The 26178-nt window shown below is 46.9% G+C and carries 27 protein-coding genes and 1 other RNA gene; 4 read left to right on the plus strand and 24 right to left on the minus strand.

Annotation, left to right across the window (positions count from 1 at the left end; all coding sequences use genetic code 11):
* Window positions 1–245: 245 nt before the first annotated feature.
* From ACEYCN_RS01600 to ACEYCN_RS01610, 3 genes are read right to left on the minus strand one after another with little or no spacing between them, the layout of a single operon-like run.
* On the minus strand, window positions 246–767 hold the full coding sequence (locus ACEYCN_RS01600) for a YjbQ family protein (protein ID WP_373712555.1): 522 nt from the start codon (window positions 765–767) through the stop codon (window positions 246–248).
* A 10-nt stretch (window positions 768–777) separates the two neighbouring features.
* The gene (locus ACEYCN_RS01605) at window positions 778–1470 is read right to left on the minus strand and encodes a triose-phosphate isomerase (RefSeq protein ID WP_373712556.1); all 693 of its coding nucleotides are present in this window, start codon (window positions 1468–1470) and stop codon (window positions 778–780) included.
* A gap of 9 nt (window positions 1471–1479) precedes the next feature.
* Complete coding sequence (locus tag ACEYCN_RS01610; protein ID WP_373712557.1) at window positions 1480–2313, minus strand: ketose-bisphosphate aldolase; 834 nt, start codon at window positions 2311–2313, stop codon at window positions 1480–1482.
* A 148-nt stretch (window positions 2314–2461) separates the two neighbouring features.
* Between ACEYCN_RS01610 and ACEYCN_RS01615 the strand changes: the two genes are divergently transcribed.
* Entirely contained in the window at window positions 2462–3403 is a 942-nt protein-coding gene (locus tag ACEYCN_RS01615; RefSeq protein WP_373712558.1) for a sugar-binding transcriptional regulator, read from the plus strand.
* A gap of 62 nt (window positions 3404–3465) precedes the next feature.
* On the opposite strand, the gene ACEYCN_RS01620 is transcribed toward ACEYCN_RS01615, so the two are convergent.
* The 11 genes from ACEYCN_RS01620 to ACEYCN_RS01670 form a co-directional block, all read right to left on the minus strand.
* The gene (locus ACEYCN_RS01620) at window positions 3466–4476 is read right to left on the minus strand and encodes a PTS glucitol/sorbitol transporter subunit IIB (RefSeq protein WP_373712559.1); all 1011 of its coding nucleotides are present in this window, start codon (window positions 4474–4476) and stop codon (window positions 3466–3468) included.
* Between the two features lie 26 nt (window positions 4477–4502).
* Window positions 4503–5021 (minus strand): PTS glucitol/sorbitol transporter subunit IIC, encoded by a 519-nt coding sequence (locus ACEYCN_RS01625; protein WP_373712560.1) that lies wholly within the window; start codon window positions 5019–5021, stop codon window positions 4503–4505.
* Between the two features lie 103 nt (window positions 5022–5124).
* Complete coding sequence (locus ACEYCN_RS01630; protein WP_373712561.1) at window positions 5125–6075, minus strand: sugar-binding transcriptional regulator; 951 nt, start codon at window positions 6073–6075, stop codon at window positions 5125–5127.
* 56 nt (window positions 6076–6131) lie between these two features.
* On the minus strand, window positions 6132–6497 hold the full coding sequence (locus ACEYCN_RS01635; protein ID WP_373712562.1) for a PTS glucitol/sorbitol transporter subunit IIA: 366 nt from the start codon (window positions 6495–6497) through the stop codon (window positions 6132–6134).
* Between the two features lie 9 nt (window positions 6498–6506).
* Window positions 6507–6881 carry a transcriptional regulator GutM gene (locus ACEYCN_RS01640; protein WP_373712563.1) on the minus strand — a complete coding sequence of 125 codons (375 nt, stop codon included), beginning with the start codon at window positions 6879–6881 and terminating at the stop codon, window positions 6507–6509.
* Window positions 6882–6945: 64 nt separating this feature from the next.
* Window positions 6946–8193, minus strand: a complete 1248-nt coding sequence (locus ACEYCN_RS01645; protein ID WP_373712564.1) for an NAD(P)H-dependent oxidoreductase — start codon at window positions 8191–8193, stop codon at window positions 6946–6948.
* Between the two features lie 220 nt (window positions 8194–8413).
* Window positions 8414–9763: a glucose-6-phosphate isomerase gene (locus ACEYCN_RS01650; protein ID WP_373712565.1), complete on the minus strand. Its 1350-nt coding sequence runs from the start codon at window positions 9761–9763 to the stop codon at window positions 8414–8416.
* A 149-nt stretch (window positions 9764–9912) separates the two neighbouring features.
* Window positions 9913–10012: signal recognition particle sRNA small type (gene ffs, locus ACEYCN_RS01655), an RNA gene on the minus strand.
* A gap of 60 nt (window positions 10013–10072) precedes the next feature.
* Entirely contained in the window at window positions 10073–10582 is a 510-nt protein-coding gene (gene tadA / locus ACEYCN_RS01660; protein ID WP_373712566.1) for a tRNA adenosine(34) deaminase TadA, read from the minus strand.
* A gap of 108 nt (window positions 10583–10690) precedes the next feature.
* Window positions 10691–11824, minus strand: coding sequence for an ABC transporter ATP-binding protein (locus tag ACEYCN_RS01665; protein ID WP_373712567.1), 1134 nt, complete (start codon window positions 11822–11824; stop codon window positions 10691–10693).
* Between the two features lie 121 nt (window positions 11825–11945).
* Window positions 11946–12794 (minus strand): helix-turn-helix domain-containing protein, encoded by an 849-nt coding sequence (locus ACEYCN_RS01670; protein WP_373712568.1) that lies wholly within the window; start codon window positions 12792–12794, stop codon window positions 11946–11948.
* Between the two features lie 263 nt (window positions 12795–13057).
* Here ACEYCN_RS01670 and ACEYCN_RS01675 point away from each other — a divergent pair, with 263 nt between their 5' ends.
* The 3 genes from ACEYCN_RS01675 to ACEYCN_RS01685 are packed head-to-tail and all read left to right on the plus strand — an operon-like array spanning window position 13058 to window position 16072.
* The gene (locus tag ACEYCN_RS01675) at window positions 13058–13894 is read left to right on the plus strand and encodes a PRD domain-containing protein (protein ID WP_373712569.1); all 837 of its coding nucleotides are present in this window, start codon (window positions 13058–13060) and stop codon (window positions 13892–13894) included.
* 9 nt (window positions 13895–13903) lie between these two features.
* The gene (locus ACEYCN_RS01680; RefSeq protein ID WP_373712570.1) at window positions 13904–15313 is read left to right on the plus strand and encodes a PTS transporter subunit EIIC; all 1410 of its coding nucleotides are present in this window, start codon (window positions 13904–13906) and stop codon (window positions 15311–15313) included.
* A gap of 9 nt (window positions 15314–15322) precedes the next feature.
* Complete coding sequence (locus ACEYCN_RS01685; RefSeq protein WP_373712571.1) at window positions 15323–16072, plus strand: ChbG/HpnK family deacetylase; 750 nt, start codon at window positions 15323–15325, stop codon at window positions 16070–16072.
* A 41-nt stretch (window positions 16073–16113) separates the two neighbouring features.
* Here ACEYCN_RS01685 and ACEYCN_RS01690 read toward each other — a convergent pair whose 3' ends face one another.
* From ACEYCN_RS01690 to leuS, 10 genes are all read right to left on the minus strand, one after another.
* A complete protein-coding gene (locus ACEYCN_RS01690; protein ID WP_373712572.1) occupies window positions 16114–17208 on the minus strand; it encodes a DUF871 domain-containing protein in 1095 nt (364 codons plus the stop codon).
* Between the two features lie 69 nt (window positions 17209–17277).
* Window positions 17278–18594 carry a PTS cellobiose transporter subunit IIC gene (celB, locus tag ACEYCN_RS01695; RefSeq protein ID WP_373712573.1) on the minus strand — a complete coding sequence of 439 codons (1317 nt, stop codon included), beginning with the start codon at window positions 18592–18594 and terminating at the stop codon, window positions 17278–17280.
* A gap of 39 nt (window positions 18595–18633) precedes the next feature.
* On the minus strand, window positions 18634–19137 hold the full coding sequence (locus ACEYCN_RS01700) for a hypothetical protein (RefSeq protein ID WP_373712574.1): 504 nt from the start codon (window positions 19135–19137) through the stop codon (window positions 18634–18636).
* 48 nt (window positions 19138–19185) lie between these two features.
* Complete coding sequence (locus tag ACEYCN_RS01705) at window positions 19186–19500, minus strand: PTS cellobiose transporter subunit IIA (protein ID WP_373712575.1); 315 nt, start codon at window positions 19498–19500, stop codon at window positions 19186–19188.
* Window positions 19501–19515: 15 nt separating this feature from the next.
* Window positions 19516–21498, minus strand: coding sequence for a transcription antiterminator (locus ACEYCN_RS01710; RefSeq protein ID WP_373712576.1), 1983 nt, complete (start codon window positions 21496–21498; stop codon window positions 19516–19518).
* Between the two features lie 74 nt (window positions 21499–21572).
* Window positions 21573–21887, minus strand: coding sequence for a PTS cellobiose transporter subunit IIB (locus ACEYCN_RS01715; RefSeq protein WP_373712577.1), 315 nt, complete (start codon window positions 21885–21887; stop codon window positions 21573–21575).
* A 466-nt stretch (window positions 21888–22353) separates the two neighbouring features.
* Window positions 22354–22590 (minus strand): hypothetical protein, encoded by a 237-nt coding sequence (locus tag ACEYCN_RS01720; protein WP_373712578.1) that lies wholly within the window; start codon window positions 22588–22590, stop codon window positions 22354–22356.
* Between the two features lie 19 nt (window positions 22591–22609).
* Window positions 22610–22939 carry a hypothetical protein gene (locus tag ACEYCN_RS01725; protein WP_373712579.1) on the minus strand — a complete coding sequence of 110 codons (330 nt, stop codon included), beginning with the start codon at window positions 22937–22939 and terminating at the stop codon, window positions 22610–22612.
* Window positions 22940–22965: 26 nt separating this feature from the next.
* The gene (locus ACEYCN_RS01730; protein WP_373712580.1) at window positions 22966–23295 is read right to left on the minus strand and encodes a hypothetical protein; all 330 of its coding nucleotides are present in this window, start codon (window positions 23293–23295) and stop codon (window positions 22966–22968) included.
* A gap of 377 nt (window positions 23296–23672) precedes the next feature.
* Entirely contained in the window at window positions 23673–26174 is a 2502-nt protein-coding gene (gene leuS / locus ACEYCN_RS01735) for a leucine--tRNA ligase (RefSeq protein ID WP_373712581.1), read from the minus strand.
* Window positions 26175–26178 lie beyond the last annotated feature (4 nt).

Raw genomic sequence — 26178 nt, forward strand, 5'->3', positions numbered from 1 at the left:
ACAGCTCCAAAGGTTTGGGGAACATTTGGAGGTTGGAAATGGAGCGAACACCGTTCGCATCAATCGTATAGGGCTGTAAAAGCTGATTTATCAGCGCATTAGAGCCCACTCAACCACTGCGCTATAAGTATCTAAAACGAAAAAATAGAGTTTGGAACTACTTTTGTCCCAAACTCATTTTTTGTATGAAAAAAGAACCCTGATAAACAAGGTTCTTCTGATAGGTGGTCTTTTTGCCAGTGGCTTTATTCTCCAAAGACTGTCACTTGGCACTTTCTGGTTCGTTCTCGGGTCTTGTCATAGTCGACAAAGTAGAAATAGCCTGTACTGCCGACACCCAAATCTCCATTGGTTACATCGAGCAACTGGCTGGAGCCAATCAGGGTTGCCTTGAGGTGGCCGTCTCCATTCCAGAGGGCCCTACGATCCCCGTCAGGCAGGTATTCCGCCGCATTGGGCCAAGACTCGACAGCCTGATAATGGGCTTCACCTGGGTAGATATAGGTGTCGGCGCTGGTATGGTCCGGCACGATTTTTTCCAAAACATGATTGAGATCCGCCTGCAGGGACTCATCCCCATCCTCTGTGTAATCATGGGCAAATTCCTCAAAGAAAACCGCACAGGTGGTATGGGGAGAAATCATAGCCAAAAGACCGTTTTGAATGCCGCTTTCCTGGATAATCTCCCGCAATTTGGGCGTAATGTCAACATAAGTGGCCTTGCCAGCCAAGGTTTCCACTGTAAAGGTAGCCTTATAAAATTTCATCCTTTTCCTCCTATTCCTGATAGGCCTGAACAGCCGCGTCTACCATATCTCGAAGCATCTGCTTGGGATCTGCTGCATTGGTGATACCGCTGGTGCAGCCTGTTCCATCTGCCCCCAGCTGGATGACGTCGTAGACATCCTGGGCGCTTGAGATTCCGGCAGCCTGCATGACTAGGGTCTTTGGTGAAATGGCCTTGATGGCCTCGTTGGTGCTGGTCACATAGGAAGCATCACTGGTATTTCCAGTGCCAATCAGCTCGGTCGGTTCACAAAGGATAATGTCTGGCTCAAGGGTTGCGATAGCACTGGCCTCCTTGAGCGAGTTGGCACAGACTACTGTTACAATCCCCAGCTCATCCGCCCGCTCCACCGCCTTGATAATCTCATCAAAGGTCAGGGGCCGCTCCGCATGGTTGATAAAGCTGGCTTGGGCTCCTGCAGCCTTGAGGGCTTCTGGGAGAACATGGCCCATCCCCCGTCCAGGCCTGATACCATCCAAATGCTGGGCGGATACAATGGCCTTGTCTGTCACTGCTGCCACCTGACTGATGCTGGCAAAGGGACAGGTCACAAAGACCGATGCCTCCGGGTATTTGACAGCCATTTCCTCGGCCACCTTGGCCATTTCCACCATTTCAACCCCATAGAGATAGGACTTGGGATTGAACATGAAAAAGGGTGTTTTGATCTGAACTTTGCTCATGATTACCTCCTAAATCGCTTGTGTGCCAAAAACGTCAAAGTAATGGTCTAAAACATCTTCCATGGCTCTTTCTGCAGCCCGTCTCGAAACGATGTAATCATCTGTTTCACAGGCCTTAGTAGCGGCCAAGGCTGCAACGATAAAGTCCGTGTAGATGTTGATTTTGGTAATCCCCTCACGGGCACAGCGGCCCAGATTCTCATCTCCTGAGGAAGAGCCCCCATGCAGGACCAGGGGAACATCTGTCAGGCTGGCTATCTCATGGAGACGGTCAAAGTTAATCTTTGGCGTCCCCTTGTAAACACCGTGGGCCGTCCCAATGGAAACCGCTAGCGAATCCACCTGGGTGGCTGCCACAAAGGCCTGGACGTCTGCCACCTCCGTATAGACCGAATCCGTGATTTCATCCGCTTCCGAGGTATCATTGGCCCCGACATGGCCCAGTTCTGCTTCCACCACGATGCCCCTCTCATGAGCATAGTCCACCACCTGCTTGGTCAGGGCTACATTGTCCTCAAAGGACTCTTGAGAGGCATCAATCATGACGGAGGTAAAGCCCAAATCAATGGCCTTTTTGATAAATTCAAAATCTGCTCCATGATCCAGATGGAGGACAACCGGCACATCCACCGCATCCGCATAGTAGTTACCGATGGCTGCGGCCTCTTCCAGAGATAGGATGGACTCGTGAGACTGGGCATAGGCCAAAAGCAGGGGCAGACCACGCCTTTGGGCTACTGTGACATAGGCCCTGGCTGAATCCGAGTCAATAAAATTGGCATGGGGGATGGCAAAACCTTCACTTTTTGCCACCTGATAAAGGTGTTTGGAACTGACTTTCATAGGGTCTCCTTTCGCCATTTTGCTGTGTTCTTTTTCCTAATTTGATTATAGCACCAGCCATTTTGCCTGTAAAACATTTTCAGGAATCGTTTTACATTTGTAAATTATTGGTATAAAATAGAATAAAAATGGAGATATTATTTTACATATGAACAATCGAAATCAACTCATCTATCAAACTGCCCTGCTCTATTACGAGGACCAAAAGACGCAGACAGAAATCGCCAAAATCCTCCAAATCAGCCGGCCAACTGTTGCCCAGTTTCTCAAGGAAGCCAGGGAGGGAGGTATTGTCCAAATCACCATCTCTCCCAACTTTTCAAGCAGCTCAGAAGCCAGCAAAGGCCTGCTGGAAAAATACAACCTGCAGACCGCCATCATTACCCCTACTGAAAAATCCGAGCAACAGACCAAGGCCAATATGGGCAAGGACCTAGCAGCCTTTGTCGAACACCGAGCCTATGACCTCCACTCCATCGGCCTGGGTTGGGGGACCACCCTGCATGAGTTTGTCCAGGCGGCCAATCCCCTGCCCTTTGGACACCTATCCATTGTCCCCTTGATGGGCGGGGCCAGCATCGAATCGCTCCACCTGCATTCCAACCACCTCTGCTTTCGGCTGGCTGAAAAATACCAGGCCGCTGTCAGTTACTATTACACCCCAGCCATTGCAGATAGCCCCCAGCAAAAGCAGGAATTCATGAATTCCTCCTTCATCAAGCAGGCCCACAAAAAGGCCCTGGAAGTGGATTTGGCCATCGTCAGCATCGGCAATCCAGCCCAGTCCTCCACCTACAAACAACTGGGGGTCGTTTCTGCCGAAGATGAGAAGGACCTCTTGGAAAAAGAAGTCGTCGGGGATGCCCTGGCCACCTTCTATGACCAGAACGGTCAAGCTGTGGAAACCAGCCTCAGCCAGCGCATGGTCGGCATCAGCCTAGAAGAGCTGGAAATGATGAATGAAGTCGCCATCCTAGCCTCCGGCAAGTCCAAGGCTCGAAGCCTCTTCGCCCTCCTCCAAAAAGGCTGTGTCGACCATATCATCATTGACCAAGAAGTCGCCGAATACCTCCTGGCCAAGGAATATTGAGCAGGAGGGGCTCACTCTCCCATTTTCAAGCTCATAAAACAATGGTCCACTGGACCATTGTTTTAATACATTCCGATACTGAAGACCCATCCGATGACAACAGCAAGGGCGCCTGTGATGACGCGGCTGTACAGAATGGCTGGAACCCCGACCGAAACCGTTTCTGGTTTGGCTTCTCCGAGAGAGAGGCCAACTGGAATAAAGTCACAGCCAACTTGGGCATTGATGGCAAAGAGGGCCGGCAGGGCATAGGTGACTGGAATGGTTCCCTGAGCAATCTGGCTACCAATCAAGACTCCGATTACCTGAGCGATAACGGCTCCTGGGCCGATAACCGGGGATACGAAAGGAATACTACAGATAAAGGCGATGACGATGAAGCCAAAGATGGAGCCTGACAGGGGTTCCAAGAGGTTGGCAATCATATTTCCAACACCTGTATAGTTGATAATTCCGATGATGGTACTCATGAAGGCCATAAAAGGAATGATGTTCTTCAAGAGCATATCCACGGTATCACGGCCAGACTGGTAGAAGATCCCCATGACATTTCCGATTCCCCGTGAAAAGCGAACCAAGAAACTATCACTGGACTCTTGTTTGGCCTGATGCTCAGCCTTGACCTCAGCATATTTGGCCTGAAATTCTTCCTTTTCAAGGTCTACTGGTTCCGAAGTAAAAGAAACTGGGCTTTGGACAGCTTCCCTTACTTCCACACACTCCGGTTTGACCCCTGAGACAAAGTTGCTTTCGTTGATATGCTTGGCCAGGGGACCAGAAGGAGAGGAAGGAAGGACATCCAAGGTCAATATCCCCTTCATGGGATAAACCCCAATGCGGGCCGTTCCGCCACAATCGATGACTGCTGCTGCAATTTCATGATCTGGAATAGCATTTTTAAAACCATCCACTGCTTCCGCCCCTGTTAAATCTGCCACCTTTTGGGCAACTGGGTGAATGCCTCCGCCTGTGACAGATACAATCTTGTTTTTCTCAGCTGTTGGTTGAATCAACAAACCTTCTCCCCAGCCATTGTCCCCACGTTTTACAAAAACTGCTTTAAATTCTGACATATTCTATACCTCTTGCTGACTTTCTATTAGGATGCTCTCTTCATCAAGAATTTGGTAATTCTTTCTGTGACCACTCCACGGATGAAGATGACCACGATACCTGCCAAAAAGTAGCGAACAGCCAGGCTACCCTGTGAATAACCTGCTTCCACCACTCCATTGGCAATACCTAGGTAAACAAAGAGTTCGCCTGCATTGGCATAGGGAAAGAGGCCTGTAACGGGGTGAACCATACTTACGGCCGCATCGTAAAAGGCTGGTTTTTCCTCTTCTTTCAGGAATTGACCGAAGGTATAGGCCATGGGGTTTGTCAGGACCAAGACGGCCAAAAGTGGCATGACAGTATAGCGTAAGATGGTGTATTTGGCGCTGGCCTTCATAAAACGGTCCACGCGCTCACGCCCAATCAAGGCAATAACGGCATTGGTAAAGGTCAGAAGAGCCACCAAAAGCGGGACAATACCTGTCAGATAACCGACAAATTGCTGACCACCCGCCTGGAAGATACCGATAAAGTTTTCACCAAACCATTCAATAAAATTCATGTCTTATTCCCCTTTAAAAATGTGATACGATACACAAGTAAGCGGTTGCATTTCTTGTGTAAGAATAAACCATTTCATCAGGAAGAAATAGTTCATTCTATGCTTATTGCGATAAAATTTCTTGGGCCGTCTCATCTGTGGTGATGAGAATATCGGCCATTTGATGTTCAATTCCGACCCGAATAGCTTCAGCCTTGGCTAGCCCATAGGCGATGACCACCTTGGTTGGAATCTGTTTGAGGTCCTCTAAACTAACCCCCATAACATGTTCATTGATCCCTAGAATGGACTGACCATCTTGGCCAAAGAACTGCGAGTTGATGTCCCCGACCACTCCCATCTCTTCCTTGAAGCGCTTGGCTTCTTCGGCAGAGATATAGCCAGTCTCCATCATGGTGCTGTTTTCTTCCAAAGAAGCTATCCCAAAAAGACCCAAATCAACCTTTTTTCCCTCTTCAAGGACCCGAGAGATGGTGGAATCTTGCTCCAATTCTTTTTTCAAAGCAATACTGGAAACCATGGCTGGTACATAAAGATAGTGGGCTGTAGCCCGCATTTTTTGGGCCAGAGTCTGGACTAGCTGATTGGAATGGAGGTAAAAATGCTCATTGCCCATTCCCCCAATTAAGGGATAAATGTGAAAATCAGAGTGATTGACATAGGGAAGGTAATTGACCAGACTCCGCAGGGTCTCTCCCCAGGAAATGCCGATACGGCCAATCTGAGGATGCTTGCGCAAACGTGACTCAATGTAGGTAGCAGCCGCATGACTGACCCTGCGCTTGATTTCCGTAGCCGTCAAACCGACCGTGTCAATTACCACTGCATCCTGAAGTCCAAAGTGCTGCTCCAGCTCTCTTTCCAACTTGGTAGTAAAGACCGACTGGCTATTGATAAAAATCTCAACTATCTTTGCCTCTCTGGCATCATTCAAGATTTTGGAGACGAGAGACCTGGAAACGCCCATCTTTTTGGCAATTTCTGCCTGGGTCATCCCCTCATCGTAGTACATGATTGCTACTTTCACATAATCTTTTTCTGTATAATTTTCCATCAGACTTCCCCATCGTTTCTTTGGTTTTTCTATAAAAATTATACCATAGATTGTGCCTAGTCGTTGAGGATTCGGAGACTATCCCCAGCTTTTAAATGCGGGAAAATAGCAGGTTCGACCAAGATGGAACCTGGAAGCAGGGCTTCCTCTCCTTTTTTCATATAGATGGCCACATGCCCCAACTCCTGGAAGTTGGCATTCGCCGCATTTCCAACCTCAAGGACCGTGTACAGCTGGTCTCCCAGTTGGAGCCTGGTCCCAACCTTCAAAACCACCTCATCCAAATCACTGGCCTGGTAATCATGTACCACTGAAATGGCTCTCAATTCAGGGGGAGCCGTTTCTCCAAAAAGGATAACAATCAGCTCTTCCTCAAAGGCGGGGACCATTTCCCCAATTTCAACGACAGTAAATTCCTTCATTCTTTCCTCCTATCCAGCATATTTTTCGACCAAACCACGAACGGCCCTGCCTTTGGCAGAGTTTTCTTCTCCCTTTATGACAGACAGGAGATTGGCATCCAAGACCTGCCCCACCAGTTGGTCAAAGGGCTGAAATCTCGAAAAAATAGTTAAGCCATTGAGACAGTATGCCTCAACAATCACCTTGTTCTGATCATAAATCAGAGCCACAATACTTGAGCGGAACCTCGATTTGACCACCTCAGATACTAATTGGTAGTTCTGAGTATCCTGGTATTTTTTCACCAAATTCTTCATAAAGCCTTGGTAATACTGAACCTGATAAACGGTCAAGAGGAGCTGCACCAAGAGCACCAAAGTCAGTGCAATCACTAGATTTCTCATCTCGTTCTCCTTTTAATGGGATAGTACCATTGTATCGAAACTGGAACCACTCAACAAGTCCGAACTAGCCAAAAGTCTCGTCCTGAAGTTTACGCAGTTTGTAAACAGTTGTGGTTTCATCCAGCTGGATGTCATCCAGAGTTAGGAAGGTTCCGTTCGCAATATCCCGTTTAGCAAAAGACTTGCCGCCAACCAGACCAATTGGAACATTGTTATTCTTACGCATATCCGCATGGGTCTCGATGACACCGCGAACACAGTAGCCGCCAATACCATCGATCGGCTCACCGGCCTTAATATCCCGTTTGGCAACCGCTACTGTTTCTGAAACAGGAGCCCCCATAGGCACAATAGCGTGGTCATGCTCCAAGACAGCCCGAGCAATGGTCAGTGGAGTTTCTAGGCTGGCCAAGTGGAAAGGCCTAAAGAGCAAGTGATGGTCCTTGTCTCCTTTTTTCATCAAATAGTTCAACTCATGGGCCACCCCATCATTTTGTCCCTTCACAATGATAAAGACTCCTGGGGCCAGACCATCGACGTATTCCACAACACCATAACTGTCCAAAACCCCGCCTTCTGACTTCAAACGCAGGTCATCCACTGTCGAATCCAGGTCCCCAGCAATACCATGCATCCCTGGAAGATCTGGCAGGAAGCCGATGGCGTTGGACAAGAGGTTCATCTCAGCCATGGTCTTGGTGCCATCCTGAAAGGCTGCTAGCATGTGGGCTGACATCTTCTTGGCTGCTGCTTCTGCTGCACAGCTGTCTGGATTGGCTTCAATCTTGAGCTGGTTATTCTTGCCCTTTCCAGCAACCAGGACTTCCATCCCCATGGATTTGGCAAATTCAAAGAGTTGAGTGGTCACTGCAGGCTCATCTCCATCTGAACCTGTGTAAATCAGGCCAGCCGCATCATACATTTTTTTCATGAGAGGGCCAATGGTGATATCCACCTCTACATTGAGAAGGACCAGGTGTTTTTTGGCAATCAAGGTAGCCAAGGCGATTTTGGCCCCCACTTCCGGTACACCCGTCGCATCAACAATGATTTCAATATCATCTGATTCGATGACTTCCTTGAAGTCAGTCGTCACCTGGATATCCACCTTCTTGGCCGAAGAAGCATTGTAGGCCTCTGCTGCCCGCTTGGCATTCTCCAGCTGGATGTCACTGATGCCCCGAACTTCCATACCAGGAATGGTTGAAATTTGGGCAATCATCCCTGTACCCATCTGACCAGCCCCGATAACCCCAACTTTAATCGGGTTATTGGCAGATTCGCGCTCCAACAATTTTCCGTATAAAGTCATATGCGACCTCCTTTTAACATTTGACACCTATTGTGTCATTTGATTCATATCTGCATTGTAACCCCTTTCTTGTCATTTGTCAACAGTTTTGTCAAATGTTATTTAAAATTATTTTATTCACAAACTTTTGACAAAAATCCTTGATTTTATGGCAAATGTTTCTGCTTCATCGTTTTTTTCACAAGAAAAAGAGCCCTCTCGGACTCTTTCATAGTTTCGATTACAAACGAGCATTGAGCTCTGCGGCTAGGTCTTCAAAACCTGGTTTGCCAAGAAGGGCAAACATGTTTTTCTTGTAGGCTTCGACACCTGGTTGGTCAAATGGATTGACACCGTTGAGGTAGCCAGATGCGGCGATGCCCAACTCGAAGAAGTAGATGACATAGCCCAGAGTAAACTCGTCTTGCTCAGGCAGGGTGATGAACATGTTTGGCACGCCACCATCTGTGTGGGCCAAAAGGACACCGTCAGTAGCCTTCTTGTTAACGAAATCGACATCCTTACCTTCCAGGTAGCCAAGGCCATCCAGGTCTTCTGCCATTTCAGGAATGAGGATATTTTTCGCTGGCTTGTCGACACGGACCACTGTTTCAAAGAGGTCACGACGACCTTCTTGGATGATTTGTCCAATCGAGTGAAGGTCAGTAGAGAAGTTGGCTGAAGTTGGGTAGATACCCTTGTTGTCTTTTCCTTCTGATTCGCCGGCCAGTTGCTTCCACCACTCTGAGAAGTATTGCAGAGATGGCTCATAGTTGGCCAAGATTTCGGTCATGTAGCCTTTTCTGTAAAGGATGTTCCGAAGGGCTGCATATTGGTAGGATTCATTTTCAGATAGCTTGTTAGAAGAGTAGGCCTCACGAGCTGCTGCGGCACCCGCCATGAGCTGATCCACATCTGCACCAGCTGCCGCGATTGGCAAGAGACCAACTGCTGTCAAGACGGTAAAGCGTCCACCCACGCTATCTGGCACCACAAAGGTTTCCCAACCACTGGCATCTGCTTCTACCTTGACCGCGCCACGAACCTTATCGGTGGTTGCATAAATCCGTTTGTTGGCTTCTTCCACACCGTATTTCTTGATCAGGGCTTCCTTGAAGACACGGAAGGCAATAGCTGGTTCCGTGGTTGTCCCAGACTTAGAAATGACATTAACAGAGAAATCCTTGTCTGCCACATAGTCCAAGAGGTCCGCCAAGTAAGTAGAAGAAATCGAGTTTCCTGCGTAGAGGATCTGTGGCGCCTTGCGCTCTTCCTTGCTCTGCAAGTTGACAAAAGAAGAATTCAGGAAGTCAATGGCTGCCTTGGCACCAAGATAGGAACCACCAATACCGATGACCACCAAAACATCACTGTCTGCCTTGATCTTTTCTGCCGCTTCCTTGATGCGGGCAAATTCTTCCTTGTCGTAGTCCTGTGGAAGATCCAGCCAACCCAGCATCTCTGCGCCAGCTCCTGTACGGTTGCGCAAGTCAGCATCTACAGCTGTAATCTGACTTTGCATAAAGTCCAATTCATGTGGCTGAACATACTGTCCTAGTAGTTTTGAATAATCGAATTTGATGTGTGCCATTTATAAGCCTCCAATTTGTGTTTACATTCTATGATAACGCTTTATGAGTTTTTTTTCAAGTACTTTGTTAAACACTGCACATTTTCATAATGTTTTCATATTTTTCACTATATTTTCAAAAATACCTTTGATAGCTAGACTTCAAAGGGTATTGAAAACAAATAAAAGAGCACACATCCGACCTCGCTTAGGGCTGCTGGATTCCTCCCCTGACCCACTTCACGCACGAATGTTGCTCCGTTGATTATTATACCACAAATTTTTCTGGCTGGGAAGATGCTGACCCATTTTTCCCAAAAATAGGCTGACCTACTCTTCCAAGCCCTCCTTGGCCTGGCGTTTGGCTTCCTTTTTTCGCTCGCGGCCCTGCCTGAAAAAGGTCTGCATGATGGCAGCACATTCCTCTTCTAAAATCCCCGTCTCCACCTCCACCCGGTGATTGAGGCGTTCATCGGTCAAAATGTCATAGAGGCTGCCTGCTCCGCCAAATTTTTGGTTAGCCGCTCCGTAGATAACCTGGGGAATTCTGGCCAGACCGATAGCCCCACTGCACATGACGCAGGGTTCAATGGTGACAAAGAGGGTGGTATCCAACAAGCGCCAGTTGCCCTCTTGCTGGTTAGCTTCCTTGATAGCCATGATTTCTGCGTGCATGATGGCCTGCTGAAGTTCCTCACGGGCATTGTGCCCACGGCCGATGATTTTACCATCCTTGACGATGACACAGCCGATGGGGATTTCTTCCTTGGCCAAGGATTTCTCGGCTTCCCTGAGGGCCTCCCGCATAAAGTATTCTTTTTCTTCTACTGTAAAGTCCATAAGATGATTATAGCACAAATGAGAAGAGACTGAGCCGCACCAGCAAGGTTTTTGACAAAAGAAAAACGACCACTAAGATCCTAAGAAACTTAGTGGCCGAAAAAAGGATTAGCGAATAGCTTTTTCAGATACCTTGTCGAAGAAGTGTCCTTTGCCAACATTAAAGGTCAAGGCTACTTCCTCACCTGGTGAGTGGAAGTCACGCGCATCTACACGGGAAACAAATTCGGTTGCGCCAGTTTTGACATAGAGCATGGTTTCAGAACCGAGCAATTCGGATACTAGGACTTCTGCCTTCACAGTAGCATTTGGATAGGCATCTTGTACGATTTGGTTGCTGGAGATGTCTTCTGGACGGATACCGAAGATGACTTCTTGGCCGATGTAGCCTTGGGCTTCCAAAATCTTGGCCTGACCTTCTGGCAGGGCGATTTCAAAACCATCTGCACTAACCAGACGATCTGCTTCAACGGTAACGTTGAAGAAGTTCATAGCTGGGCTTCCGATAAATCCAGCGACGAATTTATTGGCTGGAGTATTGTAAAGCTCTTGCGGTGTACCGATTTGCTCCACACGGCCGATAGTTCCTGAACCATCAGGGTTCTTGGTAGAAGACATAATAACGATACGGTCCGCCAGGGTCATGGCTTCAGTCTGGTCGTGGGTTACGTAAATGGTTGTGGAACCGATACGGCGATGGATTTTGGCAATCTCAGTCCGCATGGATACCCGCAACTTAGCATCCAAGTTAGACAAAGGCTCATCCATCAAGAATACTTTGGCATCACGGACAATGGCACGTCCCATGGCAACACGCTGGCGTTGTCCACCAGAGAGGTCAGCTGGTTTGCGCTGCAAGAATTCTGTCAAACCAAGGATGGCAGCCGCTTCTTGCACACGGGCATCAATATCTGCCTTGGAATATTTGCGCAATTTCAAACCAAAGGCCATGTTATCATAAACAGTCATGTGTGGATAGAGGGCATAGTTTTGGAAAACCATGGCGATATCCCGGTCTTTTGGTGCCTTGTCATTGACCACTTCACCATCAATCCGCAATTCACCTTCAGTGATATCTTCCAGACCAGCCACCATCCGCAGCGTAGTCGACTTACCACAGCCTGAAGGACCTACGAATACGATGAATTCCTTGTCCTTGATGTCCAAGTTAAAGTCTTCCACCGCGTAGTGGGTCGCATTTGGGTATTTTTTAAAAATGTGGCTCAGATTCAATTCAACCATTGTTTTTCTCCGTTTTTCTTTTGATGCTTCTAGTATAGCAAAGAAAACGATTTCAAAAAATAGACAGACCGAACAGAATTTTTGGGCAAAGTGCACAAAAAAGCCAGGGGGCTTCCCTAGCTTATCCATTCAAGATCAAGAGGTGGCAGAAGGCCAGATCATCCAAATTTTTCAAGTTGAGACCGGATAGGTTGTGAAATTTATCCAGTTTGTACTGGAGGGAATTGCGATGCATAAAGAGTTTTTGGGCGGTCTGCACCAGATTGGTCTGGGAGATCCACATGGCCTCGATGATGTCCGCCATGTCCTTGCTTTCATCGATGTAGTGGCGGATTTTTTCTGGGATGACCCCTAGATTCAACTGGCCGGAGCGGGCCCAGAGGGCCATTTTTGCAAAGGAGATGGTCTGCTCACTGCCCTTGAAACGAACGAAGTCAGAAAAAAGCTGGTACTCACTGTCAAAGACCTGCCTCAATTCTTCTGCCTGCAGCCTGGTCCAGCTATTGCCAAAAAAGATGGTCAGCTTGGTCCCAAAATCATTCTCAACCGCTGGCAGAATATCCTGAACCAAAGTCTCCACTTCAAATGGAGTCGTCTGATCCAAGACCAGGACAGTCCGGGTTGAACTCAGTTCCACCAAGGCTGTCAGATGGGGGAAGAGCCCGTAAAAGAGGTCCAGCAAATCAGAAGACAGAGGGAAACCATGCTCCAGGTAGAGGAGCTGGACCCCTTCTAATTTGGTCGGCAGGCCTCCCTTTTTTTGCACCAAAAACTGGTGCCAAGCATCCTCACCCGATGCCTGCAAGGCACTTTGCGGCTCCTGTAAGTCCAGCAGGGCTTGTTCGCGCTGGCTCAAGGCCTCAAGCGGAAAGTGGATATATTGGTCTCCCAAAGGTTGAGTCAGCCAACCCTGGCCCATTTTCTCCTTCTGGTTGACCACCGCTTCAGGAAACAATTCTCGTAGATTCATCAACTCTCTCCCTTTCTATCTGATTTGATTATACCATAAGGTCCCCCGAGCAGAAAGATGATTTTTTTTGTTTTTGTAACCGTTGACATTTGGTTTTTTTTGGCGTATAATGAATGTAATTTTATAAGGATTGTTACTCTTCGGGAGGCATTACCAACCAACTTTTTGAGAAGGGGGTGGACTATGTCTTGCTGAGGAGTTTTTTGGTGGCTGCAATATAATTGTAGAATGCAGTCAACCTAATATGGAGAAAGGTAGAAGGTATGAGGGTTGTAAAGAAAGTCAACAATAATGTTGCGGTTTGCATTGATAATAACGGTAAAGAATTGATTGCCTTTGGACGTGGAATTGGTTTTCCAAAAACACCTTACGTGTTAAACGATCTATCCAAAATTGATATGACATTTTATAAGTTGGATCAGCATTTTGAACTACTTCTGACTGAAATCCCTGAGGACTTAATGTTACTGAGTGTTGAAATCGTACAAAACGCTCAAAAAGAATTAGGAGGGCGATTAAATCCAACCTTGGTCTTTAGTTTAGCCGATCACATTCAATTCGCTATTCGTCGTTTACGGGATTTCAAGGAGATGAAAATCCTCTTTTCACAAGAAGTGGCCCAACTCTACCCCTTAGAAACGAAATTAGCCCGTGAGGCATTGGCGATCATCAATACTTCCCTGAACATTGACTTGCCATCCAGTGAAATCACTACTATTGCCATGCACTTCATCAATAGTAGAGCCGACTTTTCGATAGATCCTGAAACACAGAATATCGAAGAAATGATTGAAATCATGACACAGATGATAGAGAAGGATTTGGCCATCAGGATTGAACGTGATGAATTCAACTACCAGCGATTTCAAGCCCATCTTCGCTATTACCTGAAGCGGGTGAGAGAGAATGAACGCTTTGTAGACGGAAACAAGATTATTCTTGATAGTCTCAAAAATAACCAACCCTACATCTACCGCATTGCCAAAGCCATCTTAACTTTTATTGACCAAACCTTTGGTCTGGAACAGTCAGATGACGAGCTACTCTATTTGATGATTCACATCAATAGATTGTATGAAAAAGCGGCCAAGCCGCACTAGGAGGAAAGTATGTCAGACGCAAATCGTATCATAGCAGAAAAAGTTCTTGCTGCTGTGGGTGGCAAGGAAAATGTTACCAGTGCCAGCCATTGTATGACTAGGCTTCGCTTGAATTTAAAAGATACATCCATCCCCCAAAAGGACGAAGTCACCAGTATCCCAGGTGTCATTGCTGTTGTTGAATCAGGCGGACAGTATCAAATTGTTATTGGACAAAATGTCGCTAATGTTTACCCAGAATTTGCACGATTAGCTGGTGTTGCAACGGAAAAAGCAATTGATGAGAACTTGGATGCTCCCAAAGTAAAAGAGCCCCTGACGCTCCAAAAAATTGGCATGAATATTTTAGACTATATGTCTGGTTCAGTGACTCCACTCATCCCTGCCATGATTACCGCAGCCATGTTTAAAACAGTTCTTGTGGTGATTGGCCCAGATTTATTCAAATGGGTGAGCGCAGAAAGCGATACTTATATCTTGCTCAATGCCCTCTATAATGCCTTCTTCTTCTTTATGCCCATCTATATCGGTTTCACCGCTGCGAAAAAGCTAGGTGTGAGTCAAGTAATGGGAATTTTTGCAGGTGCTATGCTTGTTGTGCCTGAACTAGTAGCCTTGGATGGTCAGCCTTTCACTGTCTATGGGTTCATCCCAACCACCATGCACAACTATGCCCAGACCCTCTTGCCAGTTCTGTTAATTGTCTGGCTCATGTCCTATCTTGAACCCTTCTTTAAAAAAGTGATTCCGACCAGTCTATCAACCATTTTTGTTCCATTTTTAACCATGGCTGTTACAGTTCCTTTTGCCTTTAGTCTCCTTGCTCCTCTGGGAAATATTTTGGGAGACTGGATTGGCAATGCCTTAATCGCCTTTAATGACGCTGCTGGTTTTTTGGCAGTCGCCGTTCTTGCAGCAGCATGGTGTTTCCTTATTCTAACTGGTATGCACCATGTATTGATTTTCTTTGGCATTAGTAGCATCATGACAAATGGGGTAGACACCTTTGTTTTAACAGCCGGCGGGATGGCCCAATTTGCGGCTTTCGGAATGGCTATCGGAGCTTTCTTGCGGATGCGCAAAAAAGAGGAAAAAGGTTTGGCTTTGGGCTATGTCGTCTCCTGTCTCTTAGGCGGTATTACAGAGCCTGTGCTTTTTGGGGTGGGTATCCGCTTTAGACGGCCCTTTATCGCCCTAGCGATTGGGGGATTTGTGGCAGGTCTCTATGCAGGTATCACTCAGGTTGGAGTCTATGTAGCAGGGGCTACCAATGTACTCATGCTCCTAGGCTTCCTGGGTGGTGGGATGTCCAATATGGTCCAGGGCACCATTGCCTGCCTCATTTCTCTTACTGTAACAGCCCTACTAACCTACCTATTTGGATTTGAAAAAAATAATCCAGTATTGATAAAAGATTAGGAGCTCCCCATGAAAAAATTACTACTACGTGCAGACGACCTCGGTTATTCAGAGGCGGTCAATTATGGCATTGAAAAGTCGATTCGGCAGGGGTTGATTAGGAGCCTGGGGGTCATGGTCAATATGCCCGCTACGCTCCATGGAGTGGACTTGATTCGGGACTGTGATATTGCCCTAGGTGTCCATGTCAATATCTGTGCCGAACAGCCCCTGAGCGACCCTGCTCTGATTCCTAGTCTGGTGGATGAGAAAGGTTATTTCAAGTCCTCCAAAACCTACCGTTCCGCCACCGAGGATTTTGTGGTCTTTGACGAAGTCATCATCGAAATCGAAGCCCAGTACCATCGCTTCCTCGAACTCTTTGGCCGTAAGCCAGATTATTTTGAAGGGCATGCCGTAGCTTCAGCCCAGTTTTTCAAGGGCCTTGAGTATGTGGCCAACAAGTACCAACTCAAGTATTCGGGCTTCCCTATGGATGACAAACCCATTCGGGTTGGTGATTCTCTCGTGGCATTCCACATGGAGTCTCTCCAACCAAACTACGATCCCTTTGTCCTCTTGCAAAAAATGGTCGCGTCCGCCTCTGATGAAGTCGTCCAAATGGGAATCTTTCATCCTGGCTATTTAGACCAATATATCCTGACTCACTCCAGCCTCTTGCAGGAACGCTGTTTGGAGGTGGAGGTTCTGACCAACCCAGCCACCAAAAGCTTCTTGGAGCAAGCTGGAGTTGAGCTGATTGATTACCGCGACCTTTAAATGGGACTCGAAAAAACCAGCAGACGCTGGTTTTTTTCATCTTATTTATCTTCCACCAGTCTAAAAGACTGCCAAGGTTGAATCCAGTCCAGAAGAATCAGGTCGGCTTCCCGAATATGGCCGATGACATTCTGGCGTTCACCCAGGTTTGGGCGGTCCTTGAGGGCAACCTGCAACTCTGCCTTGTACTGGCCTGCCTGGTCATTGCCAATGAGGATATCCCCTCTCTGGATGGCAGCGGTATTGGCAGCAGGAACAACTTCATTCCGATACTTAACCCTGGTCTGGCTGGATCGAATCATATAGCCTGAGTAATCCCCCCGATAGAGCTGGATATTGTCTAAACAAATAGCTTTCTCCAGTGCACTGGTATCCTCCCGAAACTGAACTTGGAGCTCTGGCATGGTTCCAAAGAAACTAGCGGCAGCGGCCTTTAGGTCGTCAAGGTCCACCAATGAGGAACTGATAAAGAGGTCGTCAATGACGCCCGTCGCCTTGAGAAGCTGAATCTGAGTAGTCAGAGGGAGGTTACGCTGCACTTCACTGGACACCATCAAATCAGACAGGGGCCAGGGGCCAAATTTCCCAGATGCAGTATCCACAAAGGCTGCCGTCCGAAGATTGTAAGCCTTGTATTTGGCGGCTGTTTCTACAAAATAATCCAAGTCCAAGCCCGTGTAGGCTTGCGGGTAAAAGTTATGGGAACCAATCAAGCGGTCCTTATTGGCCCCAAAATCCATAATCAGGTCAATATAATGCTGACCTCTGGAAATGTTGGTTTCGATAATGATGCCGTAAGGGTTATGGGTCATCATGGCTTCTTCATAGCCGCGGAAACCTTCATCCAAACGCAGAGACCAGATCCCCAAGTCCGCAAAGAAGCTCATATCTTCATAACCAAGATTCAAGGCCTGAAAGAGCTTGGGATTGACATCGAGAGAGGTCCGCATGCCCAGAGCATTGCCATGAGCAATGATGGCCTTGAAGGCTTGCACCGTCTCATCAGGATTGTCTGCCACCTCCAGCATGGAGGTGAAGATGCGGGTATAGCCCAGGCTGGCCGCCTGGTCCAGATAAGCCGCCATCTCTTGAAAACTAGACTTAGAGGGATAGATGGAAATACCTAATTCTGACATAGTCATCCTTTCTAACTTGAAAAAAAAGTCTGAGACTAGAACAGTCACAGACTTTGAAATTCCATGAAATTAAGCTGCACCCTGTTCTTCTTTAACAAGTTTTGCATCGTAAACTTTGATGAATGGGAACCAGATAAGGAAGGCAACTAATGCACAAACAATGGCAAGTACTGCTGCTTTCCAGTCACCTCCAGCACCCATCATTGCTCCAATACCCACTGGACTTGGCCATGGAGTTTGAGCAATGGCTTTGGCAACCAAGCCATAATCTACGGCCAAAAAGGCGATTGAAGCCGTTAGAATCGGTGCAAGGATAAATGGAATCGCCAAGATTGGGTTGTAAACAACCGGCATACCGAAGATAATTGGCTCATTGATATTGAAGATAGCTGGACCGATTGATGCTCTACCAAGCATCTTCAACTGCTCAGATTTAGCAAAGAAGGCGATGAAAAGGGTCAAACCAAGGGTCGCACCTGAACCACCGATGGTAACGTAAGCATTGGTAAACTCACCCGCAAAGGCATAATTACCACCATCCATATTGGCTGCCATATTGGCCAAGAGGATTGGGTTAACCAGACCCATAACGATATTAGCACCGTGGATACCCACGATCCAGAGAGCGTGTACCAAGAAGTAGATAACGATGATACCTGGAAGAGAGTTAGTGATGTTTGCTACAAAGGCAAATGGGATTGCAATGACCTTATAGATATCTGTTCCCATAAAGATAAAGGCTCCATTGATGAAGATAACGGTAATGGCTACCACAAAGGCTGGAACCAAAGCTGTAAAGGAACGTGATACCCCTTCTGGAACCGCTTCTGGCATCTTGATGACCCACTGGCGTTTCACACAGAGACGGTAAAGTTGCACGGCCAAGACAGACATGAGGATGGCTGTAAAGAGGCCTGATGTAGCGAGACGAGCCAAGCTATCACCACCAACGGTCCAGCCGTTGACAGTGGTTTCGCCAGTCACCAAGGTCATCGCACCATCGGTCCAAGTCAGCTCAGGAATAGTCATGAAGAAGGCAAAGACTGCCAAAATTCCACCGTTCATTGGAGACAAGTTGAGACCTTCTTCCTCTGCATAAATCTTGGTGTACTCATAACCAAAGACCAAGGCAAAGTAGAGAGACAAGATACCCATGGAACACTTGTATGCCAAGAGGGTCAAGGCCGCAAACTTGTCAAAGGAGCCAGCCCAGATATCCGCTAGGAAGGGAAAGGCTTGGGGAATGACACCCAGGACAAGGAAGGCCGAACCCACGATGGTCAAGGGGATAGAAGCCATCCCGGCAGCCACGATGGCCCGGACAGGTCTATAGGTCGCAACCTTCCCCATTGGACCCATGAGGTACTTTTCTAAAAGTTCAAACATATATGATCCTCCTAAATTTTTTTATAAATGTTTGCAAAATTATTCATGAGCAGCCAAATACTGCTTCAAACGAAGATACTGCTTGTCCGCATTCTTGTTGATGCGGTTGAGTTTGGAGAGGATCCAAACTGCCAGCAAGATGCCGACTCCCTGTACCAAAAGGAGGGCAATGATGGATTGTTGTGTGTCCTGCAGGAAGGGGTATAAAAAGCCGATTTGACCGGTTAGGGTCACCAAGGCCAGGATACTGTTGACCCCAATAACCGTCTGATAAAAACGGTAGGTGGTCTTAGCCTGCTCTTGGTTGCGCGTGAACATCTTAAACTGTTCCCACATGGTCAGTCCTGCAAAGACAAGCATGGCTACTGGCACCAGCATGGCCAGATAATCCTGGGTCATATACAGAACCGCCGCCCAGTAGAGATTGACAAAGAGGTAGGCCGCACTAATGTACCGAATGGCAAAATAGCGATTGTAAAACAGAGTTTTGATGGCATTCTCTTTTCGTCTTTCTTCTATGATTGCTTTTTCCTGGTCTGTCATGTGACAATCCTCCAATCCGTCATTTTCCTATACAAGGAAACTTTTTAACTAGCTCACTTTTTTGTACAATTCCAGCATTTCCAAGGCGACTTCGCGCAGGGTCATACTGGTCATCAAATGGTCTTGAGCATGAACCATGATGATTTCAATTTTGATTTCAACTCCATTGGCATATTCATTCAAGAGCTTGGTTTGCGCGTGATGGGCCTGGAGCAGTTCCTCGTTGGCAGCCTCCAATTTTTCAGCTGCTGCCTCGTATTGGCCTTCGCGCATATCTGCAAAGGCTGCATGGACCGTAGAACGGGCATTACCGCTATACAAGATAATCTCAAAAGCGGCTACTTGAAGTTCTTCTGTATTCATAATCTTCCTTTCTACTTATCTATCTTGGTCAAGACTGAGAAACAGTTCTTTAAACTCTTCAAAATCCTGACAGGCAACCATTTTTTCTTTTAATTCTGGTAGGTCAACCAAGTCAACGATGCCTCTGGTAATATCTGCCAGTCCTTCATTGCCGTAAATGGAGGAGCTGATCAGAAAGACCAGTTGGATCTGTTTGAAATAATCATCCCAGACCAGACCGTTTTTGACAATGGCAACCGCAATTTTATGGTCCTTGTCCAAGGCCTTGATAGGATGAGGGACCGCAATGGTCTCATCAAAGACCACCGTACTCATCTTGGACCGTTGACTCATCAAATCAAGCATTTCCTGCTCATACTGGTCATCACTGCTATCATTTAAGAGGGCGACCAGATGGCGCAGAACCGCATCCTTGTCCGTCTCCTCCAGAATCGCAAAGTAGTCCTTGGAAAAATAGTCATCAAAGAAATCTGTCAATTTTCCCTTTGATACTCGGAGATTTTGCTTGGACTTCTTGGCCGTCAGCTTGGACAATTCCTTCTTGATGTAGGTCACTTCTTCTTCCTTAAGAAAGACACTGACCTTATAGACCGGGATGGCAAAGACTAAATTGGATAAATCAATGGTCGAAATGATACAGTCAACACCTTCCAACTTTTCATCGTTGATGTCGTAGTAACCAACCATTTCAGCCACATTGACATACTGACTGAGTTCGTTTTGAATTCTGTGCCGCAGCATCTGGGCGCTGCCAAAACCAGTGGCACAGATGACCAGGGCATTGGGCTTATGCTCCTCCCTGTAGCGCTCGAGGGCGGCCATGATATGGAGGGCAATGTAGGCAATTTCATCCTCAGACAGTTGGTTTACCTGAATCATGTCCAAATAGGAAAGCATGGTCCTGGTCAGGCTAAAAGCATCTATATAATTGGACTTGATATCTTCCAGCAGCGGATTGTCCAGATGCACATCATTTTCCAGACGCTCCATCAGAACTTCCAGATGGGTTAAGAGGCCTTCTGACAGGGTGAAATCCCCGCTGAAATGATAGCCCGTTTCCTTATCCAGGCGCTGAAGCGCACTGAGAATCTCCTGACGCAGCTGATTGGTCGAGCCATCTTCTACCGACCGTTCCCTCTTTTGCCCCTTGGAAATCAAATGAAGGGCGATATAGTTGACCTCGCTATGGGGAAAATCAATCTGGGTCACCAAACGGATCCGATGAAGGATATTTTTGGCCACCAATATTTCCTTTTCATAGCGCTCTGGGTCCAATTCGATGGCAGAAATCTGAAAACCAGATTCCAGCCTCTTGATGGCGAGGGCAATATGGACCACCAGATTTTGAATGACAAAGTCTGATAATTTCAAGCCCTGGCTGCGGGATTCATCCAGGATGACCATGGTCAGTTCTTCAAAGTTGATGGGCAACTTGAGAACATCGTGACGGACATATTGGTGGATGTTTTTCATGAACTGGCCACTGAAGAAATAGTCCATAATAAAATGGCGCTTGTCTTGCTCGCTGCCAGAAACATAGACTCCCTTATTGGCCCGGCTTTCGATGGTCAGGTGGTATTTTTCCAAGAGTTGGCGGAGCTTTTTGAAGTCCGCTGACAGAGTGGAGCGGCTAACAAAGAGCTGGTCCATCAGGTCTTCAAAGAGAAGCCCTTCCTGCTCAAACAGGAGCTTGTTGAGGATAAAATGATGGCGGTCTGAAATACCAGCATTGGCCATGCCATTTTGGATATGGTAGTCGGCCAAGAATTGCTGATACAGCTTTTCATCTTGGATGGAGAGGCGGTAACCAAATCCCTGTTTGGACTCGATCGCCACCCCCTCACCAAGCTTTGTCAATTCCTGACTGACATTTTTTAAATAGGTCCGAACCGTCCGATCCGTACAGGACAGATGGTCGGCCAATTCCTTGCTGGTTACATAGCGACTGCTGTCTTGCGATAAATAGTTCAAAATCATTTTTTCTTTTTGATGTAGCATAGGAGCTCCTTATGTTTGATATTAGAACCTCTACTGATAGATTTAGATTATTTTCGCTCAACAGTCACATCCCTTTAGAGGCTTTCCTTCACCAGGGCAGCCATTTTCTCAATACCCATCGGAATGGGGATGTAGGCTTGTGGTGGAATTTGAACCACTGGGCGACCCACTTTTGCGCCCTCATCAACCAATTGTTGGTAATGCATCTTGGTCTGTGGGCTTACCAGATAGAGGTCGTAGACAGCGTCTTGAATCAGTTTTTTCCCTTCTGGAACGCTGACGGCGTCCATCTCGATAGCGAAACCTTGCTCGTTCAAAAGTGCTGCTGTTTTCTTTGCAATCAAAGATGATGACATACCCGCTGCACAGACAATAAGTGCTTTAACCATAAAAGCTTCCTCCGTTTTAAAAAATATGATGGTTTACATGTCTATTATAACTGAATACGCTTACAAAGGAAATCTTAACTATTTCCGTATCACTACGGAAATTTTGTGACCAGACAAAGGAAATTTCCTAAATCATCCCTCAGACCGATACAAAGATAGCAGAACAACTCTAAAGGTTTGGGGAACCCTTTGGAGGTTGGAGGCAAGGTGAACTTAGTTCGCATCATTCGTATAGGGCGACTACTGAGCCTAATACACGAACAGCTGAGATTTGCTTCACAAAATCTATTTCCAGCTTTCCTTACCTCGCTTCCTCATACCTGTGTTCGGGCTGAAACAGTTCCCCGAGCTGTTTCACTCCCCCGACTGTTAAAGCCAATCAACCACTGTCCTATTAGCATCTAAAACGAAAAAATAGAGCCTGGAACAACAATTGTTCCAAACTCTATGTAAAATTAGCTTCTCACTAGGAAGTAGCCGCTGCCCCAAAAGAGATCCGAGTGGAGGTCACAACCACATCTTTCATGGGAAGGTTGTACTCCTCCATCAACAGTTGGCGCAGGGCAACATCATTGAGCTTGCTGCCTACGACATACCAATCCTTATGCTTGATATCAAAGGTCAAGACATCTGCAAGTTTAGGATTGGTGGACAAATCTGGGACATTCAGTCCCTTGCTAAAATCGATACGATAGGTAAACATGATAGCTCCTCCTTAAATATTATTCGTATGCCCAACGTGCTTCCCCAGAGATATGAACTTGCCTATCTGCTAAATTGTAATCATCCATAAGCGTCCTTTTAATCACACGCTCATTAATTACTTTACTCCTAACTTCCCAAGTCAGGTTATCAGGAGACTGGCTAATAATTTCAATCTTACCTTTCAAGTTACTATTCTCCCTAATATTAGGCGCAATTTCTACTTGATCAAATTGAATGATATAAGGAACGCCGTGTTTCTTAGGAAAAATAAAATGCATGTAATACCAATAGTAGCCTAATCCTACATTTAGTGACAAAAATAATATTGAAGAAATAATTTCAAACATAATACTGCCTACTTTCTATTTTCTTTTTAATAAAGCATTTGGCGAGTCGTCACGGTGAATTGGCTTGGTTCCAGTTGATAGTTGGTTTTGATAAACTCTTTCAACCTAGCATCGTTGACAGTCGATGCGACACAGTAACCATTTCCTGTTTTGTACTTGACAGTCGCCAGCTCCAAGAAGGCCGCATCTCCTTCCAAGTCAGGAAGATCCACATGTTTAAAGTCAATAAAATAATTGACCGCCTGTCGGCCCTTGGCATCCACCACACGTGGCATAATCAGCTTCTTTCTCAAAGCTATGATGAAATAAACCAGCCCTGCTATGATAACAATCCCAAGGAAAAATTTGAGAAACATGTCCATAACAACACCTCCTATTTGCGAATATTATAGCACTTCCGCCGGGAAATGCAAGCGTTTTTTGCAAAAATATTTCATCGCAATATACAAGGAAAAACTCCTATATATAGGAAGAAAAGTGCCAAGAAATCTTTTAAAAAATGATGATTTTTAAGAAAAAAAGCAAGGAAATTTCCTTGCTTGAATGACATACTCATTACTTAGTAACGATATTGACGAGTTTGGTTGGCTCCAACAGTCCAGTGAACTGTTGGAGGTTGGAAATGAGCAAATAATTTGGTTATTTGACAACAATATTCACCAATTTAGTTGGCTTCGATAGTCTACGGATAGACTGTGGAAGGTTGGAAATAGACAAACAAACGAAGCCATCGTTACTTTGTAACGATATTGACGAGTTTGTTTGCAACCACAATCACCTTCACAATTTCTTTGCCTGCTACTTCGGCCTGGATTTTTTCATTTGCAAGGGCGATACTTTCCAGTTCTTCACGGCTGGCATCTTTTGGAACCATGAGCTTGGCCTTGACCTTACCCTTGATCTGGACAACGATTTCCACTTCGCTCTCCACTAGCTTGCTTTCGTCATAGCTTGGCCACGCCACATGAGAGATGGACTCTTGACTGCCCGTTACCAGCTGCCAGAGTTCCTCACCCAAGTGTGGGGCAAATGGCGCCAGCAACTGGATGAAGCCTTTGGCGTATTCGACATAGAGCTGGTCTTCCTTGTTGGCTGCGTTGACAAAAATCATGAGTTGGGCGATGGCGGTAATGAACTTGAGCCCTTCGATGTGCTCGCTCACTGTTTTCACGGTTTCATGGTAAACCTTGTCCAAGTGGCCATTGTTTTCCGCTACCAGCTCCTTGTTGGTCAGAAGACGGTAAACCCGGTCTAGGAATTTACGCGAACCTTCCAGGCCTTCTTCGCTCCAAGCGATAGACGCATCCAGCGGCCCCATGAACATCTCATAAACACGCAGGGTATCCGCACCATACTGGTCAATGACATCATCTGGATTGACGACGTTTTTCAGGGATTTGGACATCTTGGCTGGCGCCTGTTCCAGTTCTTCCCCAGTTTCGACATGGAAGAAGGAGCCATCCCGTTTTTCCACCTTGTCGGTCGCAACCAGGGCCCCACGGCTATCTCGGTAACTGGTTCCCAAAATCATCCCTTGGTTAAAGAGCTTTTGGAAGGGTTCCTTGGTTGGAACAACACCGATATCATAGAGGAATTTGTGCCAGAAACGAGCATAGAGGAGGTGAAGAACGGCATGTTCAGCACCGCCGACGTAGATGTCAACAGGCAGCCATTGTTTGAGCAAGTCTTGGTCAGCCAATTTCTCGTTGTTATGAGGGTCGATGTAGCGCAGGTAGTACCAGCTGGATCCTGCCCATTGGGGCATGGTGTTGGTTTCCCGGCGACCCTTGACCCCATCTTCGCGGGTCACTTCCAACCAGTCTGTCAGATTGGCCAGCGGTGATTCACCCGTGCCGGAAGGCTTGATGTCAGAAGTTTTTGGCAAGACTAGCGGTAATTCATTTTCTGGTACAGCTGTGGAGGTGCCGTCTTCCCAATGGATGATTGGAATGGGCTCACCCCAGTAACGCTGGCGGCTGAAAAGCCAGTCTCGGAGGCGGTAGGAAACTTTCTCCTCACCCAAGCCCTTTTCTTCCAACCAGGCTACCATCTTGGCAATGGCATCTTCCTTGTTGAGACCGTCGAGAAAGTCCGAATTGATATGGGGTCCGTCTTCTGTGAAGGCCGCTTCTGCTACATTGCCACCCTCCAGAACGGGAAGAATCTCCAAATCAAATTGCTTGGCAAATTCCCAATCCCGCTCATCATGGGCAGGCACGGCCATGATGGCACCTGTACCGTAGCTAGCTAGGACATAGTCCGCAATCCAGATAGGAATTTCTTTTCCATTGACAGGGTTGATGGCATAGGCACCTGTCCAGACTCCTGTTTTTTCCTTGGCCAAGTCGGTTCGGGCCAGGTCTGATTTGAGAGAGGCTTGGCGTTTGTAGTCAGCTACTGCTTCTGCTTGCTCAGGCGAAGTAATGCTATCGACCAAGTCATGCTCAGGGGCAAGAACAGCGTAAGTTGCTCCAAAAAGGGTATCTGGACGAGTGGTGAAGACGGTAAAGTCCTTGTCGGTGTCCTTAATCTTGAAGGTGACATTGGCACCAGTTGACTTACCAATCCAGTTGCGCTGCATGTCCTTGATAGACTCTGGCCAGTCAACTTCTTCCAAGTCGTTGAGCAAACGTTCTGCATAGGCTGTGATTTTTAGCATCCATTGGCGCATAGGTTTGCGGACAACGGGATAGCCGCCACGCTCTGAGGTTCCGTCAGGTAGAACCTCTTCATTGGCAATGGCTGTTCCCAGTTCCTCTACCCAGTTAACAGGCACTTCTGCCTCGTAGGCTAAGCCTTTTTCATAGAGCTTGGTGAAGATCCACTGGGTCCACTTGTAATAGTTTGGATCGGTCGTATTGACCTCACGGTCCCAGTCGTAAGAAAAGCCAAGGGCGTTAATCTGACGCTTGAAGGTCGCGATATTTTGAGCTGTAAAGTCTGCTGGGTCATTACCTGTGTCCATCGCGTACTGCTCCGCTGGCAGACCAAAAGCATCCCAACCCATGGGATGAAGGACATTGTAACCTTTGGCCCGCTTGTAACGGCTGAGAATGTCGGTCGCAGTATAGCCTTCAGGGTGGCCAACGTGCAGACCCGCACCAGATGGATAAGGGAACATATCCAGGGCATAAAACTTAGGTTTTGAGGCATCTGTTCCTGTTTTAAAAGTGTGATTGTCCGCCCAATATTGTTGCCATTTGGGCTCGATTTCCTTGTGATTGTAGAAGCTCATGTCT

The sequence above is a fragment of the Streptococcus sp. genome (assembly GCF_041802885.1).
GTDB lineage: Bacteria > Bacillota > Bacilli > Lactobacillales > Streptococcaceae > Streptococcus.

Coding starts and splice junctions, on each gene's coding strand:
- ACEYCN_RS01600 (WP_373712555.1), bottom strand. CDS start 767: ATGAAATTTTATAAGGCTACCTTTACAGTGGAAACCTTGGCTGGCAAG.
- ACEYCN_RS01605 (WP_373712556.1), bottom strand. CDS start 1,470: ATGAGCAAAGTTCAGATCAAAACACCCTTTTTCATGTTCAATCCCAAG.
- ACEYCN_RS01610 (WP_373712557.1), bottom strand. CDS start 2,313: ATGAAAGTCAGTTCCAAACACCTTTATCAGGTGGCAAAAAGTGAAGGT.
- ACEYCN_RS01615 (WP_373712558.1), top strand. CDS start 2,462: ATGAACAATCGAAATCAACTCATCTATCAAACTGCCCTGCTCTATTAC.
- ACEYCN_RS01620 (WP_373712559.1), bottom strand. CDS start 4,476: ATGTCAGAATTTAAAGCAGTTTTTGTAAAACGTGGGGACAATGGCTGG.
- ACEYCN_RS01625 (WP_373712560.1), bottom strand. CDS start 5,021: ATGAATTTTATTGAATGGTTTGGTGAAAACTTTATCGGTATCTTCCAG.
- ACEYCN_RS01630 (WP_373712561.1), bottom strand. CDS start 6,075: ATGGAAAATTATACAGAAAAAGATTATGTGAAAGTAGCAATCATGTAC.
- ACEYCN_RS01635 (WP_373712562.1), bottom strand. CDS start 6,497: ATGAAGGAATTTACTGTCGTTGAAATTGGGGAAATGGTCCCCGCCTTT.
- ACEYCN_RS01640 (WP_373712563.1), bottom strand. CDS start 6,881: ATGAGAAATCTAGTGATTGCACTGACTTTGGTGCTCTTGGTGCAGCTC.
- ACEYCN_RS01645 (WP_373712564.1), bottom strand. CDS start 8,193: ATGACTTTATACGGAAAATTGTTGGAGCGCGAATCTGCCAATAACCCG.
- ACEYCN_RS01650 (WP_373712565.1), bottom strand. CDS start 9,763: ATGGCACACATCAAATTCGATTATTCAAAACTACTAGGACAGTATGTT.
- tadA (WP_373712566.1), bottom strand. CDS start 10,582: ATGGACTTTACAGTAGAAGAAAAAGAATACTTTATGCGGGAGGCCCTC.
- ACEYCN_RS01665 (WP_373712567.1), bottom strand. CDS start 11,824: ATGGTTGAATTGAATCTGAGCCACATTTTTAAAAAATACCCAAATGCG.
- ACEYCN_RS01670 (WP_373712568.1), bottom strand. CDS start 12,794: ATGAATCTACGAGAATTGTTTCCTGAAGCGGTGGTCAACCAGAAGGAG.
- ACEYCN_RS01675 (WP_373712569.1), top strand. CDS start 13,058: ATGAGGGTTGTAAAGAAAGTCAACAATAATGTTGCGGTTTGCATTGAT.
- ACEYCN_RS01680 (WP_373712570.1), top strand. CDS start 13,904: ATGTCAGACGCAAATCGTATCATAGCAGAAAAAGTTCTTGCTGCTGTG.
- ACEYCN_RS01685 (WP_373712571.1), top strand. CDS start 15,323: ATGAAAAAATTACTACTACGTGCAGACGACCTCGGTTATTCAGAGGCG.
- ACEYCN_RS01690 (WP_373712572.1), bottom strand. CDS start 17,208: ATGTCAGAATTAGGTATTTCCATCTATCCCTCTAAGTCTAGTTTTCAA.
- celB (WP_373712573.1), bottom strand. CDS start 18,594: ATGTTTGAACTTTTAGAAAAGTACCTCATGGGTCCAATGGGGAAGGTT.
- ACEYCN_RS01700 (WP_373712574.1), bottom strand. CDS start 19,137: ATGACAGACCAGGAAAAAGCAATCATAGAAGAAAGACGAAAAGAGAAT.
- ACEYCN_RS01705 (WP_373712575.1), bottom strand. CDS start 19,500: ATGAATACAGAAGAACTTCAAGTAGCCGCTTTTGAGATTATCTTGTAT.
- ACEYCN_RS01710 (WP_373712576.1), bottom strand. CDS start 21,498: ATGCTACATCAAAAAGAAAAAATGATTTTGAACTATTTATCGCAAGAC.
- ACEYCN_RS01715 (WP_373712577.1), bottom strand. CDS start 21,887: ATGGTTAAAGCACTTATTGTCTGTGCAGCGGGTATGTCATCATCTTTG.
- ACEYCN_RS01720 (WP_373712578.1), bottom strand. CDS start 22,590: ATGTTTACCTATCGTATCGATTTTAGCAAGGGACTGAATGTCCCAGAT.
- ACEYCN_RS01725 (WP_373712579.1), bottom strand. CDS start 22,939: ATGTTTGAAATTATTTCTTCAATATTATTTTTGTCACTAAATGTAGGA.
- ACEYCN_RS01730 (WP_373712580.1), bottom strand. CDS start 23,295: ATGTTTCTCAAATTTTTCCTTGGGATTGTTATCATAGCAGGGCTGGTT.
- leuS (WP_373712581.1), bottom strand. CDS start 26,174: ATGAGCTTCTACAATCACAAGGAAATCGAGCCCAAATGGCAACAATAT.